This window comes from Delftia deserti (assembly GCF_042653485.1).
In the GTDB taxonomy this organism is placed as follows: Bacteria; Pseudomonadota; Gammaproteobacteria; order Burkholderiales; family Burkholderiaceae_C; genus Comamonas; species Comamonas acidovorans.
In genome coordinates this window covers 2,795,112-2,810,320 of the sequence record NZ_JBHSIH010000001.1, presented here as the reverse complement: position 1 = coordinate 2,810,320, position 15,209 = coordinate 2,795,112, and the positions used below count along the sequence as shown (strand labels likewise).

Annotated in this window: 11 protein-coding genes and 1 other RNA gene; 6 read left to right on the top strand and 6 right to left on the bottom strand. The window is 68.5% G+C overall.

Annotated elements, in window-relative coordinates; genetic code table 11:
• The first annotated feature begins 53 nt into the window (after window positions 1-53).
• The 3 genes from ACFPFG_RS13740 to ACFPFG_RS13730 are packed head-to-tail and all read left to right on the top strand — an operon-like array spanning window position 54 to window position 4,485.
• Window positions 54-2,441 carry a xanthine dehydrogenase family protein molybdopterin-binding subunit gene (locus ACFPFG_RS13740; protein WP_380107031.1) on the top strand — a complete coding sequence of 796 codons (2,388 nt, stop codon included), beginning with the start codon at window positions 54-56 and terminating at the stop codon, window positions 2,439-2,441.
• Complete coding sequence (locus tag ACFPFG_RS13735; protein WP_183018357.1) at window positions 2,438-3,268, top strand: FAD binding domain-containing protein; 831 nt, start codon at window positions 2,438-2,440, stop codon at window positions 3,266-3,268. The genes ACFPFG_RS13740 and ACFPFG_RS13735 overlap by 4 nt, the downstream gene beginning before the upstream one ends.
• Window positions 3,265-4,485: a xanthine dehydrogenase family Fe-S subunit gene (locus ACFPFG_RS13730; RefSeq protein WP_183018358.1), complete on the top strand. Its 1,221-nt coding sequence runs from the start codon at window positions 3,265-3,267 to the stop codon at window positions 4,483-4,485. Before ACFPFG_RS13735 ends, ACFPFG_RS13730 begins: the two co-directional genes overlap by 4 nt.
• 70 nt (window positions 4,486-4,555) lie before the next feature.
• Here ACFPFG_RS13730 and cysK read toward each other — a convergent pair whose 3' ends face one another.
• Window positions 4,556-5,473 (bottom strand): cysteine synthase A, encoded by a 918-nt coding sequence (cysK, locus tag ACFPFG_RS13725; RefSeq protein WP_043822008.1) that lies wholly within the window; start codon window positions 5,471-5,473, stop codon window positions 4,556-4,558.
• A 140-nt stretch (window positions 5,474-5,613) separates the two neighbouring features.
• Between cysK and ACFPFG_RS13720 the strand changes: the two genes are divergently transcribed.
• A complete protein-coding gene (locus ACFPFG_RS13720) occupies window positions 5,614-6,549 on the top strand; it encodes a LysR family transcriptional regulator (RefSeq protein ID WP_183018359.1) in 936 nt (311 codons plus the stop codon).
• 20 nt (window positions 6,550-6,569) lie between these two features.
• Here ACFPFG_RS13720 and ACFPFG_RS13715 read toward each other — a convergent pair whose 3' ends face one another.
• The 4 genes from ACFPFG_RS13715 to ACFPFG_RS13700 all read right to left on the bottom strand — a co-directional run bounded on the left by ACFPFG_RS13715 (window position 6,570) and on the right by ACFPFG_RS13700 (window position 11,250).
• Window positions 6,570-7,940 carry an amidase gene (locus ACFPFG_RS13715; RefSeq protein WP_380107027.1) on the bottom strand — a complete coding sequence of 457 codons (1,371 nt, stop codon included), beginning with the start codon at window positions 7,938-7,940 and terminating at the stop codon, window positions 6,570-6,572.
• A gap of 50 nt (window positions 7,941-7,990) precedes the next feature.
• Window positions 7,991-8,668: a DUF2848 domain-containing protein gene (locus tag ACFPFG_RS13710; RefSeq protein ID WP_061288110.1), complete on the bottom strand. Its 678-nt coding sequence runs from the start codon at window positions 8,666-8,668 to the stop codon at window positions 7,991-7,993.
• 87 nt (window positions 8,669-8,755) lie between these two features.
• Complete coding sequence (locus ACFPFG_RS13705; RefSeq protein ID WP_380107025.1) at window positions 8,756-10,075, bottom strand: MFS transporter; 1,320 nt, start codon at window positions 10,073-10,075, stop codon at window positions 8,756-8,758.
• Window positions 10,076-10,350: 275 nt separating this feature from the next.
• The gene (locus ACFPFG_RS13700) at window positions 10,351-11,250 is read right to left on the bottom strand and encodes a DMT family transporter (protein WP_183018361.1); all 900 of its coding nucleotides are present in this window, start codon (window positions 11,248-11,250) and stop codon (window positions 10,351-10,353) included.
• A gap of 96 nt (window positions 11,251-11,346) precedes the next feature.
• On the opposite strand from ACFPFG_RS13700, the gene ACFPFG_RS13695 reads away from it, so the two are divergent.
• Complete coding sequence (locus tag ACFPFG_RS13695; RefSeq protein WP_183018362.1) at window positions 11,347-12,141, top strand: AraC family transcriptional regulator; 795 nt, start codon at window positions 11,347-11,349, stop codon at window positions 12,139-12,141.
• Window positions 12,142-12,197: 56 nt separating this feature from the next.
• Window positions 12,198-12,630, top strand: an RNA gene (gene rnpB, locus ACFPFG_RS13690) — RNase P RNA component class A.
• A 44-nt stretch (window positions 12,631-12,674) separates the two neighbouring features.
• Here the strand turns inward: rnpB and ACFPFG_RS13685 are convergent.
• On the bottom strand, window positions 12,675-15,149 hold the full coding sequence (locus ACFPFG_RS13685) for a TonB-dependent siderophore receptor (protein ID WP_380107023.1): 2,475 nt from the start codon (window positions 15,147-15,149) through the stop codon (window positions 12,675-12,677).
• Window positions 15,150-15,209: the final 60 nt, after the last annotated feature.

Here is a 15,209-nt window from a genome sequence, read left to right as displayed (position 1 = left end):
CTCCGGACGCCGCTCGCGCCGACAAGAAGTCAGTCACTGAAGGAGACAAAGCCATGTCGGATCAAGGTGTTGGAGCCAGCCCGTTGCGCAAGGAGGATGATCGCCTGATGCGCGGGCGCGGCCAGTTCGTGGCGGATATTCGCCTGGCGGGCCTGCAGGATGTCGTGTTCGTGCGAAGTCCGCTGGCACATGCGCGCATCGCCGGGGTGCAGGTGCCGCCCGGACATTCGGACCGCGTCTACTGCGCGCAGCATCTGGATGGCGTCAAGCCCGTGCGCGCCGTATCGGGCCTGCCGGGCTTCAAGGTCTCGGAGCAATCGGTGCTGGCCGTGGGCAAGGTGCGCCACGTGGGCGAGAACGTGGCCATCTGCGTGGCGCCCACGCGCGCCGAGGCCGAGGACATTGCGGCCCTGGTGCGGCTGGATCTGGAGGAGCTGCCCGTGGTGCATGACATGCTGGCCGCTCGCGAGTCCGCCAGCGGTCTGCTGCATGAGCACTGGGACGACAATGTCTTCCTTGAAACCCAGGTGCACGTCAATATGGAGGCGGTGAGCGACGCCGCCTTCCAGGTCACGCGCGAGATCCGCACCTCACGCCAGTGCATGGCCCCCATGGAAGGCCGCGGCGCGGTGGCGCACTGGGACTCGCGCCTGGAGCAGCTCGTGCTCTACACCTCCACGCAGATACCCCACATCGTGCGCAGCGGCCTTGCCGAATGCCTGGGACTGGAGGAAGGCCAGGTGCGCGTGATCACGCCCGATGTGGGCGGCGGCTTCGGCTACAAGGGCATCTTGCTGACCGAGGAGGTCGCGCTGGGCTGGCTGGCCATGCGGCGCGGCCATCCCGTGCGCTGGATTGAAGACCGGCGCGAGCACCTGACGGCCAGCGCCAATTGTCGCGAGCACCACTACCACATCACCGGCTACGCCGACGCCCAGGGCCGCCTGCTGGGCCTGCAGTGCGAGGCCACGGTCGATTCGGGCGCCTATTCGTCCTATCCCTTCTCCGCCTGCCTGGAGGCCGCGCAGGTCGCCAGCATCCTGCCCGGTCCCTACGACTTCGCGGCCTACAGCTGCAAGACCTGGTCGGTGGCGACCAACAAATGCCCCATCCTGCCCTACCGCGGCGTCGCCCGTACCGGGGTGTGTTTCGCGCTGGAGTTGCTGCTGGACGACCTGGCGCGCGAGGCAGGGGTCGAGCCCTACGAGCTGCGGCTCCGGAGCCTGGTGCGTCCCGAGCAGATGCCGTTCGACAACATCACGAACAAGCATTTCGACAGCGGCGACTACCCCGAAGCCCTGAGCCAGGCCGTGGCGGCGATCGACGTCACAGCCATCCGCGCGCGTCAGCGGCGCGGCGAGCCCGACGGTCGGCTCATCGGCGTGGGCCTGGCCGTGTACTGCGAACAGGCCGCGCATGGCACCTCGGTCTACGCAGGCTGGGGCATACCGATGGTGCCCGGCCATGAGCAGGCCACGGCGCGGCTCACCCCCGATGGCGGGCTGGAGTTGCGCATCGGCGCGCATTCGCACGGCCAGAGCCTGGAGACCACGCTGCCCCAGGTGGCCCACGAGATCCTGGGCATCGACATTGCCCGGATCAGGCTGGTCCATGGCGATACCGCCTACACGCCCTATTCCACGGGGACCTGGGGATCGCGCTGCATGGTGATGTCGGGTGGAGCCGTGGCGCGCGCCTGCCGTACGCTGGCGCGGCGCCTGGCCCATATAGGCGCCTCCATGCTGCAGGTGGCGCCCGAGCAGGTCTGCGTGCGCGACGGGCTGGTGGCAGGCCCGCAGGGCAGCGTCACCATCGCGGATGTAGCCCGGCTGTGGTATCGGCGGCCGCAGGATGTACCCCCTGGTGCCGACGCGGGAGGCCTCGAAGTCACCGAGGGCTACAAGCCACAGCGGGACTCGGGTACCTTCGGCTACGGCGTGCATGCGGTGCTGCTGGCGCTGGACCCCGAGACTGGCGACGTCGAGATCCTCGACTACGTGATCGTCGAGGACGGCGGCAAGCTGGTCAATCCCATGGTGGTCGATGGCCAGATCTACGGCGGTACGGCGCAGGGCATAGGCACGGCGCTGTATGAGGAGATGGCGTTCGACGCCTCTGGCCAGCCGCAGGCATCGACTTTCGCCGACTACCTGCTGCCCGGGCCGACCGAAGTGCCCGAGCCGCGGCTGATCCACATGGAGACGCTGTCGCCATACACCGAATTCGGCGTCAAGGGCATCGGCGAAAGCGGCGCCATCCCGCCGCCGGCGGCCATAGGCAACGCCATCAACGACGCGCTGCATCCGCTCGGAGCGCAGTTGCACGTATCGCCAGCGACGCCTCGCCGCATCCTGGAGGCCATCGCCCGGGCCCAGGGCGCCTCCGACATTGCGGCAGCCCGTGCCGAGGCTGCCGCACGCATGGACAAGGAGTTCGCATGAAGCCCGCCCGCTTCGACTACGAGCGCCCCGCGGACCTGGGGGCTGCCCTGGCCCTGCTGCGGCAGCAGGATGCGGTCGTGAAGATCGTGGCCGGCAGCCAGTCACTGGGGCCCATGCTGAACCTGCGTCTGGTGCAGCCCGACCTGCTGGTGGACATCACCGGCCTGCCCGAACTCAAGCGCGTGGAAATCGGTGACACGCACATCGTCATCGGTGCCTGCGTCACGCATGCCGACATCGAGGACGGCCGCGCGCTCGACGCCGGCGACGCGACCGGCGCCGTGCTCTCGCTGGTTGCGCGCGGCATCGCCTATCGCGCCGTGCGCAACCGCGGCACGCTGGGGGGCAGCATCGTGCATGCCGATCCGTCGGCCGACTGGATCTCCAGCCTTTGCGCGCTGGGAGCCGAGGTGGTGATCGCCGGCGCCGGTGAACGGCGCACCATGCCGCTGGCGGACTTCATGACTGGCGTGTTCGAGGTCGATCTGGCATCCGACGAAATGCTGGAGGCGGTGCGCATACCGCGCCTGTCGCGGCAGGCGCGCTGGGGCTATCACAAGCTGTGCCGCAAGACCGGCGAATTCGCCCATGCCATCGGCGTGGTGCTGCACGATCCCGAGCGCAGCGTATGCCGCGTCGTGCTGGGCGCCACCGAATCGCGACCCATCGTCGTGGCTCAGGCAGAAGGTCTGTTCGGCGAAGGCCGGACGCTGCGCACTCAAGCCGCGCACGCCCTGCTGGTCGATGCCGGCCATGTCGATGCGCTCCACAATCAGACCCACCTGGCCGCCCTCAAGCGCGCCGCGCTCAAGGCACAGCAGCCATGAAAGTCATCAATCTCACCGTGAATGGCCAGGATGTGCGCGAGGCATCTGTCGAACCGCGTACGCACCTGGCGGACTTCCTGCGGGACACCCTGAACCTGACAGGCACCCACCTGGGCTGCGAGCATGGCGTGTGCGGCGCCTGCACGCTGATGGTCGATGGGGTGCCCGCGCGCTCGTGCATCACGCTGGCCGTGGCGTGCGATGGCGCCAAGGTCACCACCATCGAGGGCATGGACGACGACGAGGTCATGCGCGCGTTGCGCGCGGCCTTCACGCGCGAGCATGCGCTGCAATGCGGCTACTGCACACCCGGCATGTTGGCCTCGGCCCATGATGTGGTGCTGCGCATGCCCGAGGCCACCGAGCGCGACATCCGCTATGCGATGAGCGGCAACCTGTGCCGGTGCACGGGCTATGTGGGGATCGTGCGCGCCGTGCAGAGCGTGATCACGCAGCGCCGTGCCGCTGGCCTGGGATCGCCGGTACGGCTGCGCCAGGAACTCGGGCCCGTGGGCTCGGGGCATGCGCAGCCCATGGCTGGCGGCGGCCCGGTCGGCAGGCGCGAGGAGGCGGGGGCTCCGGTACCGGCGCCCCAGTCCGGCGTGCCGCGCGAGGCAGTGCCTGCTGCGGCAGGTGGCGGCAGGCAGCTGACCACCTTGCACCAGAGCTTCAGCGTGGATTTCCCGCGTGACGAGGTCTGGGCCTTTTTCGGCCGGCTGGGCGAGGTCACGACCTGCCTGCCTGGTGCGTCGCTGCTGGCGCCCGCCACCGAGACGCACGTCGAGCCCAAGCTGCGCATCAAGGTCGGTCCCATCGTGGCCGACTTCGAGGGCGCGGCCGACATGCAGCGCGATGAGGCCAGCCACACGGGCACCATCCATGGCAGCGCGCGTGACACCAGATCGGCCTCGGCCACGCGCGGCGAGATCCGCTACGTGCTGACCGAGGAGAAGGAGGGCGCGGCCACCCGGGTCGAGGTGCAGGTGGGCTTCGCGCTGACGGGACCGTTGGCCCAGTTCAGCCGCTCCAGCATCGTCAAAGACATCGCCCAGCGCATGACCGATGCCTTCGCGCAGAACCTGAGCGCTCGCCTGGGCCAGCCGGATGGCGGCGAAGCCCCTGCCGCTGCAGCGGAACTCAATGCTGGCGCCCTGGTGCTTTCCGTGCTGCGCGCGCGCATCGCGGGCCTGTTCGGGAAGCTGTTCAGGCGCAGGTGACGCCGTGCGCCGGGCGCCATGGAAAAAGGCCCTGTGAAGGGCCTTTTGTACATGCGCTGGGCCGGCGCCCTCAGGCCGGCAGGAAGCCTTCCACGGACAGGTAGCGCTCGCCCGTGTCGTAGTTGAAGCCCAGCACCTTGGCGCCTGCGGGCAGCTCGGGCAGCTTTTGCGCAATGGCGGCCAGGGTGGCGCCCGAGGAGATGCCGACCAGGATGCCTTCCTCGCGGGCCGAGCGGCGTGCGTACTCGCGCGCGGGTTCGGCCTCGACCTGGATCACGCCGTCCAGCAGGCTGGTGTCCAGGTTCTTGGGCACGAAGCCTGCGCCAATGCCCTGGATGGGGTGGGGCGAGGGCTGGCCGCCCGAGATCACGGGCGAGGCGGCAGGCTCCACGGCAAAGACCTTGAGCTGGGGGAACTTGGCCTTGAGCACCTTGGCCACGCCGGTCAGGTGGCCGCCCGTGCCCACGCCGGTGATCAGCACATCCAGGCCTTCGGGGAAGTCGGCCAGAATTTCCTGGGCCGTGGTGCGCACATGCACATCGATGTTGGCGGGGTTCTCGAACTGCTGGGGAATCCAGGCGCCGGGCGTCTGGCTGGCCAGTTCCTGGGCGCGGGCGATGGCGCCCTTCATGCCCTTTTCCTTGGGCGTGAGGTCGAAGCTGGCGCCGTAGGCCAGCATCAGGCGGCGGCGCTCGATGCTCATGCTCTCGGGCATGACCAGCACCAGCTTGTAGCCCTTGACGGCGGCCACCAGGGCCAGGCCCACGCCGGTATTGCCGCTGGTGGGCTCGATGATGGTGCCGCCGGGCTGCAGGGCGCCGGACTTCTCGGCGTCCTCGACCATGGCCAGGGCGATGCGGTCCTTGATGGAGCCGCCGGGGTTGCCGCGCTCGGACTTGATCCACACATTGGCACCGGCGCCGAACAGGCGGTTGATGCGCACATGGGGCGTGTTGCCAATCGTTTGCAGGATGTTGTCAGCTCTCATCGGACCTCCGCGAGTTGGGGTGGTGGTTGGACAGTCGGGGGTGGTGCGCAGACGCTGCGCGAAAACCAAGCATTCATTGTGCACGCAGCTGTTCTATGCATGGGCTATATCGATATGGCCTGGACGGCTAACATCGCCGCATGAATCTACGGTTCCTGGAAACCTTTGTCTTGCTGGCCGAGCTGCGCAATTTCCGCATGACGGCCGAGCGGCTGTACACCACGCAGGCCGCCGTCTCCAGCCGCATCGCCACGCTGGAGCAGGAGTTCGGCGTGCGCCTGTTCGACCGTGGCGTGCGCGAGGTCACGCTGACGGCCGACGGCGCCAAGGCCCTGGTCCATGCCGAGCGCATGCTGCGCCTCATGCGCGAGATGCGCGAGGACATGCTGGACAAGCAGGCCTATGCGGGCGTGATCCGCATCGGCGCCATCGAGTCCATCGTGCACAGCTGGTTCCCCGATTTCCTGGCGCTGCTGCAGCAGCGCTATCCGCGCCTGCAGGTGGAGATCGCCTGCGACACCACGCTGCACATGTCCGAGCAATTGGTGAAGGGCCAGCTGGACCTGTCGCTGCAGGCCAAGCCCGTGACGGCGGCCGGCGTGGGCCATCTGTCGCTGGGCGAATTTCCCATGGCCTGGGTGGGCAGCCCCAAGCTGGGCATTGGCGACGAGACCCTGAGCCTGGCCGAGCTGGCGGCCTTTCCCATCATGTGCTTTGCGCGCGGCTCCGAGCCCTATGCGGTGATCGAGCAATTGTTCTCGTCCGAAGGCATTGCCTCGGTGCACCTGAACTGCATCGCCTCGGTGGCCACCATGATCCGCGTGGTCTGCGACGGCCTGGGCGTGGCCGCCGTGCCGCCGGCCATCATCCAGCGCGAGCTGGCCGAGCAGCGCCTGCGCCTGCTGCGCGTGGACCGGGAGTTCCCTTCGCTGCCGCTGGTGGCCTGCTACCGCAACGACCACCAGAACCCGCTGACCGAAGTGGTGGCGCGCGCGGCCGAGGAGACCGCCGCCGCCTTTGCGCTGAACCACGGCCAGGCCGTGGCTCGGCTGCCGGGCAGCGGCCTGGGCGGCTAGGCCCGAGGCCGCCTGGTCGATCAGCCCTGCGCCGAAGCCAGCAGCTGCTCCACGGCCAGGGCCACGGACAGCAGTCGCCGGTCCTGCCCGCCGAGGCCGGCCAGGCTCAGGCCCACGGGCGCCTCGCCTGCGCGGTGGCAGGGCAGGGAGATGGCGCAGCCGTCGAGGAAGTTGATCAGCGTGGGGTTGCGCAGGATCAGGCCGTTGGCGCCGAAGTAGGCTTCGTCGCTCTGCGTGAGGTCGGCGATCCTGGGGGCGACCACGGGCACGGTGGGCATGACGATCAGGTCATGGTCGGCCATCTGGTCGCTGACGGCGGCGATCCACTGCCTGCGGCGTGCCAGCAGGTCGATGTAGTCGGCCGCGCTGATGTCCTTGCCGCGCAGGATGCGCGTGCCCACGCGCGGGTCGTACTCGGACAGGCGCGTGGCGATGTGGTGGCGGTGCCAGGCCCAGGCCTCGGCGGCCGTGAAGCCGCCCTTGGAATTGATGTCGGCCAGCTCGCCGAAAGGCGCGACCACGGCATGGGTGATGCGGGCGCCCGCCTGCGACAGCAGGGACAGGGCGCGCTCCCAGGCGGCGGCCACGGTGGCGTCCATGCCGTCCAGCACCACGTTGGTGGGTGCCAGCAGGCGCAGGCCCTGCAGCGGCGCGGCATGCAGCTCGCCCAGCGGCTCGCCGCTGAGGATGGCGTCCAGCGTGGCGCAGCAGCGCACGCTGGGGGCCAGCGGGCCTATGGAGTCCAGGTTGGCCGACAGTGGCAGCACGCCCTTCATGCTCACGCGGCGCGCCGTGGGCTTGAAGCCCGTGAGCCCGCACAGCGCCGAAGGAATGCGCACCGAGCCGCCCGTGTCCGAGCCGATGGCCGCCATGGCCATGCCATCGGTGACCGAGATGGCCGCGCCCGAGGACGAGCCGCCCGGGATGCGGCCGCCGTCCTCGTCACGCTGCCAGGGATTGCGCGGCGTGCCGTAGTGCGGGTTGATGCCCAGGCCCGAGTAGGCGAACTCGGTCATGTTGGTCGTGCCCACGATGACGGCACCGGCCTGGCGCAGGCGCTGCACCACTTCGGCCGTGCGCTGCGCGGGCGGTGCGTCGGCCAGCAGGCGCGAGCCGCCCAGCGTGGGAAAGCCGGCGATGTCGAACAGGTCCTTGACCGAGACCGGCAGGCCCTCGATGGGCGAGCGCGCCAGGCCGGCCGCACGCAGCACGTCGCTGGCGCGGGCCTCGGCCAGGGCCGCGCCCTGGAACACGCGCGTGAACACCTTGGGGCCTTCCCCCGACATGGTGCGGGCCAGGGCCTGCTCGGTCAGCTGCACCGAGGTGGTTTCGCCGCCATGCAGGCGCTGTGATGCCAGTTCCAGGCTGGGCAGGGGGAGGGCTTGGGTCATGTGGGAAGTCCTGTGGGTGAAGGCGGGCGTGGGTGGATCGGAGTCGCGGCTCAGGCCACGACGTCCAGCAGTTCGCTGCGGTAGCTGTGGCGGATGGAACGCTGGCTGCGGGGATCGTACAGCTCCATGGAGAACTGCGTCGAGGGGCGGATGCCGCCGATGGCGCCCACCGTGCCGCAGGTCATGCCGCAGCCTGCGGGCAGCAGATCCTTGCCGCCCGTGAAGCCTGCGATCAGGTCCTGGGGCGTGCGCAGGCTGGCCAGCGTGCCTTCCTGGTAGAGCACCTCGCGGCCGTCTTCCACGATCCACGAGCGCACGACCAGCTCGTCCCAGTGGCCGGCCACGTCGGCAAAGCGCCAGGCCTGGGTGGCCACGGGCTTGACGCAGGCCTGCTTGGAAAAGGCCACGCTGTAGGCCTCGAGCTTGCGGTCCGTGTGGTCGGAGGCCAGGCTCACGAACATCTCGCCTTCGTGCGTGAACACGAAGACCTCGACCTCGCCGGAGGAGTCCGGGCCCAGCACCTGCAGCGCGCTGCGCTGGCTCAGCTGGTTGCTGGAGATGCGGTAGTACAGCGGCACGGCGCTGGGGCGCGGGATGCCGATGGCGGCGAGCTCCTCGATGTGGTGCTCGATGGCATCGCGGTCGCGGCCGGCCCAGCCGGCGACGATCAGGGTGTCGAATTCAGGGGCGAAGGTCTGGCCCTCGGGGGTGGTGAACTGCAGTTGCATGGCAGGCGATCCAGGGAAAGGGCGGGGCCGCAGGCCCCGGTGGGAAAGAGGAGGGGGCGGTGGCGCGCGCGGTGCGGCGCGCAGGCATCACTGCTTCTTGACGAAGAGCACGACCAGGAAGGCGGCCATGAATTCCAGCGCGGCCACGAAGTACAGGCCCGAGGACAGCGACCCCGTGCTGGTCTTGAGCGCGCCGATCATGTAGGGCGCCACGAAGCCGGCCAGGTTGCCGATGGAGTTGATCAGCGCAATGCCGCCGGCCGCCGCCGTGCCGGCCAGGAAGGCGGCAGGAATCGACCAGAACACGGGAAAGGCCGCGAGGATGCCGATGGAGGCCAGCGTCAGCGCGCACAGGGCGAGCACGGCGTTGTGCAGGAACAGGCCCGTGAGGATCAGGCCCGCCGCCGCGATCAGCGCGGACAGGGCGCAGTGCATGCGGCGCTCGCCGGTCTTGTCCGAATGCATGCCGTTCCAGACCATGGCCAGGGTGCCGGCCAGGAAGGGAATGGCCGAGATCAGGCCGATCTGCAGCGTGTTCTGGATGCCGATCTCCTTGATGATGGACGGCGACCAGAAGGCAATGGTGGCGTTGCCGCTGACGATGCAGAAATACACGGCAGCGCACAGCCACACGCGGTAGTTGCGGCAGGCATCCAGGAAGGACACATGCTTGTGGCCGCCCTGGTTCTCTGCCTCCACGGCGGCGGTCACGGCGCGCTGCTCGGACGCGCTCAGCCACCTGGCGTTGGCGGGCTTCTCGGGCAGGTACAGCAGCACGAAGAAGCCGGCGATCACCGAAGGAATGCCTTCCAGGATGAACAGCCACTGCCAGTTGGACAGATGGCCCACGCCCTGCATGCCGTTCATGATGGCGCCCGCAATCGGGCCGCCCACGGCGCCTGCAATGGCGAACGAGGTCATGAACAGGCCGTTGACGCGCGCCCGGTGGCGGGCCGGGAACCAGTAGGTCAGGTACAGCACCACGCCGGGGAAGAAGCCGGCCTCCACCACGCCCAAGATGAAGCGCAGCACGTAGAACATGGTGGGCGTGGTCACATAGGCCATGGCCATGGAGGCGCCGCCCCACAGGATGGTGATGCGCGCCAGCGTCTTGCGTGCGCCGATCTTCTCCAGCAGCAGGTTGCTGGGCACTTCGAACAGAAAGTAGCCGATGAAGAAGATGCCGGCACCCAGGCCGTAGATGGCCTCGCTGAACTGCAGGTCGTCCAGCATCTGCAGCTTGGCGAAGCCGACGTTGACGCGGTCTATCCACGCCAGGATGAAGAGCAGCACCAGAAAGGGGATCAGGCGCCAGGCGATCTTGCGGTAGGTGGCGTCCATGTCGGGCGGCGATGCCTGGCCGGCGCCGTGGGCGGGGGAATGTGCGGCGGATGCCGGACTGCTCATGGGGTGTCTCCTGTCTTCGACGGTGCAGCGGGCACACGGACCGGGGCGGGGCCCGTGTGTCGTAGGGGCTTCAGGCGCTGGCGGGTCTGCAGTGAGACCGGCCAGGGCGCCTGGGGCTGTTCCTGTGGCGGCAGTATCGAAAGGCGGGACAGGGCTGTCCAACAAGAAATTATGAGCAGGCCTGAATGCAAATTCTTATGGGCAGAGCTGGTGCGGGCGCCGCACCGGCATGCAGCATGCGTGCACCATTTGCGCTCGGGAAAACCCTGATTTCTTCAGGCGGTGGCGGCGGCGCGCGGTGCGCGCAAAGGCTGCTTCCACAGCTCGGCCAGCAGCAGGCCGCCGATGGTCAGCACGCCGCCCACGGCGTGGTAGGCCGCCAGCGGCTCACCCAATGCCATGAAGGCGATCACGGCCGTGAAGATGGGCACCAGGTTGAAGAACATGCTGGAGCGGCCCGGGCCGATGCGCGCCACCGACATCATCCAAAGCAGCGGCGCGGCGATGGAGGCCATGATGCCTGCAAAGCCCACCAGCGGCAGGTTGGCCGCGTTCAGCCCCGTGTGCGGCGCCAGCAGGAACAGTGGCAACTGGGCGATCACGGCCACCAGGATCTGCAGGTACAGCAACTGCACCGTGGCCAGGCGCGGCATGGGCCAGCGCTTGAGCAGGATGTTGTAGACCGCATAGGCCAGCATGGCCACGAACATCAGCGCATCGCCGCCATTCAGACCCTGGGTGAGCAAGGTGGCCGGCTGGCCCGAGGACACGACCAGGGCCACGCCTGCGATGGCCAGCACGCTGCCCAGCACGGCGCCCCGGCTCAGCGCCTGGCCCAGCATGGCGGTGGACAGGCCCAGCACCATCATGGGCGTGAGCGAGCCGATCAGTCCCATGTGCGTGGCAGTGGTCATGTGGGCCGCGTAATAGGCCAGGCTCTGGTAGATCACCATGCCGAGCATCCCCAGCACGATGAGGCGCGGCAGCAGCGGCCGGATGTCGGCGCGCTGGCGCCAGATGGATGGCAGCAGGAAGGGCGTGAACAGCACGGCCGCCACCAGCCAGCGGTAAAAGCCGATCTCGGCCGCGCCTATGCTGTCGGCCGCCATCTTGCTGACCACGGTGTTGACCGACCAGATGATGACGGCGGTCAAAGGGAAAAGATAAGACCCCATGGGAAAACTCCTAAGACTGGTCCTATCATGGCTCTGTCCGACTTGGAGTGCATCCCTGGTTCCGGACAATCGATAGCGCAACCCGGACCATCCGCCATGCCCAGCCCCAGCAAGCCCATGCGCATCCAGAACGTGGAGGACGTGCCGGGCCAGTACTTCTTTCGCTATGACGAATTCGGCACCCATACCGAGGCGCCGCCGCACAGCCACAGCTGGGGACACCTGAACTATGTGCCGCACGGCAGCATGCGCATGGAGACACCGGGCGTGCGCTGGGTCGCGCCGCCGCAGTACGGCATCTGGATACCGCCGGGCGTGGTGCACAGCTGCTACGTGGCCCATGCCGTGGTCTACCGTTCGGTCTACCTGGCGCCTGCGCTGTGCGAGGCCCTGCCCGGGCAGCCCTGCTCGCTGCGCATAGGGGCCATCATCAAGGCCATCCTGGCCGACTTTGCCGTGCGCGACGTGCATATTCCGACCTCCGACGCCGACCTGCGCCTGGCGCGCGTGCTCTACGACCAGTTGCTCGCCGTGCCGGTGGAGCCGGGCTACCTGCCGGCCGCCGAGCATCCGGCCCTGGTGGAAGTGCTTTCGGCCATGCGCGCCGCGCCGCACGACCATCGCAGCCTGGCGCAATGGGCGGCCAGCGTGCACATGACCGAACGCACCCTGGCGCGCCACTGCCAGCGCGAACTGGGCATGGGCCTGGGCGAGTGGCGCCAGCGCATGCGCTACCTGCAGGCCATCGACGCGCTGGAGGCCGGCCTGAGCGTGCAGCAGATCGCCTACGACCTGGGCTACAGCACGCCTTCGTCCTTCATCGCCATGTTCCAGCGCGAGGCCGGCACTTCGCCCGAGCAGTTCCGCCGCGAGTTCTGCATGCCGCCGTGAGGCCGTTGCGCCATCTGCCTGCAGCCCGGCCCAAGCCGCGAGATAATGGCGCCCGTGAAGCACGCCAGACCGCCGCTGGTGCAATCGTGGAAACACGGCACTGGAGGAACGTCCGGACTGCACAGGGCAGCGTAGCAGCTAACGGCTGTCCACCGTGAGGTGAGGATCAGAGCAACAGAGACGAGTCGGGGACATGTGCCGCCAACTTGGTGTTCTATGGGGTGCCAGCACAAGCTGGCGACGGCTGGCGCAAGCCAGACGCCCAGGCGAAAGCCTGGGCCCCATAGCCACCCGGGGACGCGGGACGCGTCCCCGGGTGAAACGGGCAATCTCTACGCGCAGCAATACCAAGTAGGCACACGTTGACGGGGCCCCCGGAGTGTGCGGGTAGGTAGCACCGAGCCGGGCGGCGACGCCCGGCCCAGATTAATGGCGGTCACATGCGGGCAACCGCGTGCACAGAATCCGGCTTATCGGCGCGCTTCACACTTTCTTTCATGCCCCGCCACCGGCGGGGCATTTTCATGGGCGGGTCAGAACTGGTAGCGAGCGGTCAGCAGGAGCTTGCGCGGCACGCCGAAATAGTTGCCGCCGTTGTTCGTGCCCAGGGTCTCGAAATAGCGGCGGTCGAACAGGTTGCTGATGTTCATCTGCAGGTCCAGCTGCCGGTTCACCCGATAGCCGATGACCAGGTCGGCCACGGCATAGGCGGACTGGCGGATTGCATAGCCTTCGGCGCTGGTCAGCGACTCGGACGTGGTGCGGCTCTGGTAGCGCAGGCCGCCGCCCACGCGCCATGCGCCCAGCTCGCCGCCCAGGTGGTACATGGCCGACAGCTTGAGCTGGTGGCGCGGCGTGTAGCTGGCGTAGGGCGCGCCCTTGGCGCCGTCGGTGCTGTCGCTGGCGATCTCGGCCTGGGTGAAGGTGTAGCCAAGGCCGGCGTTCAGGCGCGGCAGGATCTCGCCGCTGATGTCCACGTCCAGCCCCTTGCTCTTGACCTTGCCGACGGAGCGGTAGCAATTGGTCTTCACCGTGCAGGAGTTGATGTCCGCGATGGCCTGGGGCAGGTTGTCCTGCGTGGTGTTGAACACGGCAACGGCCAGGTTCACGCGCTCGTCCAGGTAGCTGCCCTTGAGGCCCAGCTCGAAGTTGCGTCCCTCCACCGGCGCCAGCATGCTGCCCGAGACATCGAGAAAGTCCTGGGGCCGGAAGATGCTGGTGTAGCTGGCATAGGCCGAGTAGGTCTTGCTGATGTCATAGGTCAGCGCGGCATAGGGCGTGGCATGGGCTTTCTCGCTGAATTCGCGTTCACGGCTCCAGCTGCCCTGGCGCTGGGTGTTGGTGAAGTCATACCAGTCCAGCCGTGCACCGGCGATCAGGTTCAGCGGTTCGGCCAGCAGGAAGCGGCCGGTGGCATAGGCCGAGGTCAGCGTGGTCTTCTGGCGGCGCGTCCACAGGTCTTCGGCCAGCAGGCTGGAGCGGTCCAGCGAGTCGGGGTTCCAGGTGTAGGGATCGACGCCATTGGCGATCAGCCAGTCCCCCGTGGGCGACAGGTAGCTGTAGCCCTGGTCGCTCCAGCGGATGGTGCGGCGGCTGAGGCCAAAGGCCAGGTCATGCTCGCGGCCGAACAGGCGCACGGGGCCCTGGGCCGAGGCATCGAGGCTGAGCTGGCGCTTGTCGTAGTCGTAGAGGCCGCCGGCCACGTCGTAGCGCGTGCGGCCCTGGTCGTCCAGGCCGCCCGAGACCAGGTAGGCGCCGTCCAGCGCGGACTTGGCCTGCAGCGCGCGCGCGGCCAGCCTGGCCTTCCAGCCGCTGTCGAAGCGGTGCTCCAGGTCGGCGAACAGGCTGACTTCCTTCTTGTCCCATTTGCTCCAGGAGGGCGAGAAACGCCTGGATCGCGCAATGTCGAGGAAGGAGCCATCGAAGCCCATGGGCACGCCCATCCATTGGGAGCCAGGATTGTCTTCGTTGACATAGGAGCCGCCCACGCTCAGCGTGGTGTCGCGTCCCAGGTCGAACTCTGCGGTGCCGTACAGCAACTGGCGGCGGCTGCCGTAGCCATCGATGAAGTGGTCGCGCGACTGGGCGGAGGCCACCACACGCCCGCGTGCCGTGCCGTCCTCGTTGAGGGCGCCGCCCACATCGACCTCGCCCACGGCCTGGTTCCAGCTGCCGCCGCGCAGGGTGACCGAGCGCTGGGTGGTGCGCGGCGCGCGCTTGCGCACGAAGTTGATCGTGCCCGAAGGGTCGCCCACGCCCGTCATCAGCCCCGTGGGGCCGCGCACGACCTCCACGTGGTCGTACATGGCCATGGTGTCGTAGGTGGCGGTATCGGTTTCATACGAGACGGGCACGCCGTCCTGCAGGAAGGAGCCGATCACGAAGCCGCGCGAGAAATAGCGCGCCCGGTCGTCGCTCCAGCGGTTGATGGTGATGCCGGTGGCGCTGTTGGCCACGTCGTCGATGGACAGCATGCCCTGGTCGTCCATCTTCTGGCGCGTGACCACGGTGAGGGACTGGGGTGTCTCGCGGATGGACAGCGGCAGCTTGGTCGAGGTGCTCATCAGCCCCGTGGTGTAGGAGCCCGAGCCCTCGGTGGTCGTGGTCTCGCCCACGGCGGAGACCGTGACTTCGGGCAGGGCGACGGTGCCGGCAGGCTTTTCCACCACCAGCGTGCCCTGGCTCACATGGCCTTCCAGCCCGCTGCCGCGCAGCAGCCGGGCCACGGCGGCGGCGGTGCTCAGGCGCCCTTCCACGGCGGGCGCGCGGCGGCCCTGTACCAGTTCAGGCGCGGCCAGCAGCTGCAGGCCGGCCTGGCGGGCGAGCTGGGCCAGCGCCTGGTCCAGCGGCTGGGCGGCGATGTGGAAGTCGGTGCTGGCTGCCGTGGCTGTGGCCGGTGCCGCCTGGGCCAGAGCGGCTGGAGACAGCTGCAGGGCCAGCAGTGCGATGGCCGTCGCAACGGCATGGTGGCGGGCAAGGCAGTTAGGTTTGGAGAGGGATGAAGGCATGGAAAGTCCCGTGGCGGATCTGGGCAATGGCGATTCCCGGGCTGCGAATGCGTCGCGTTC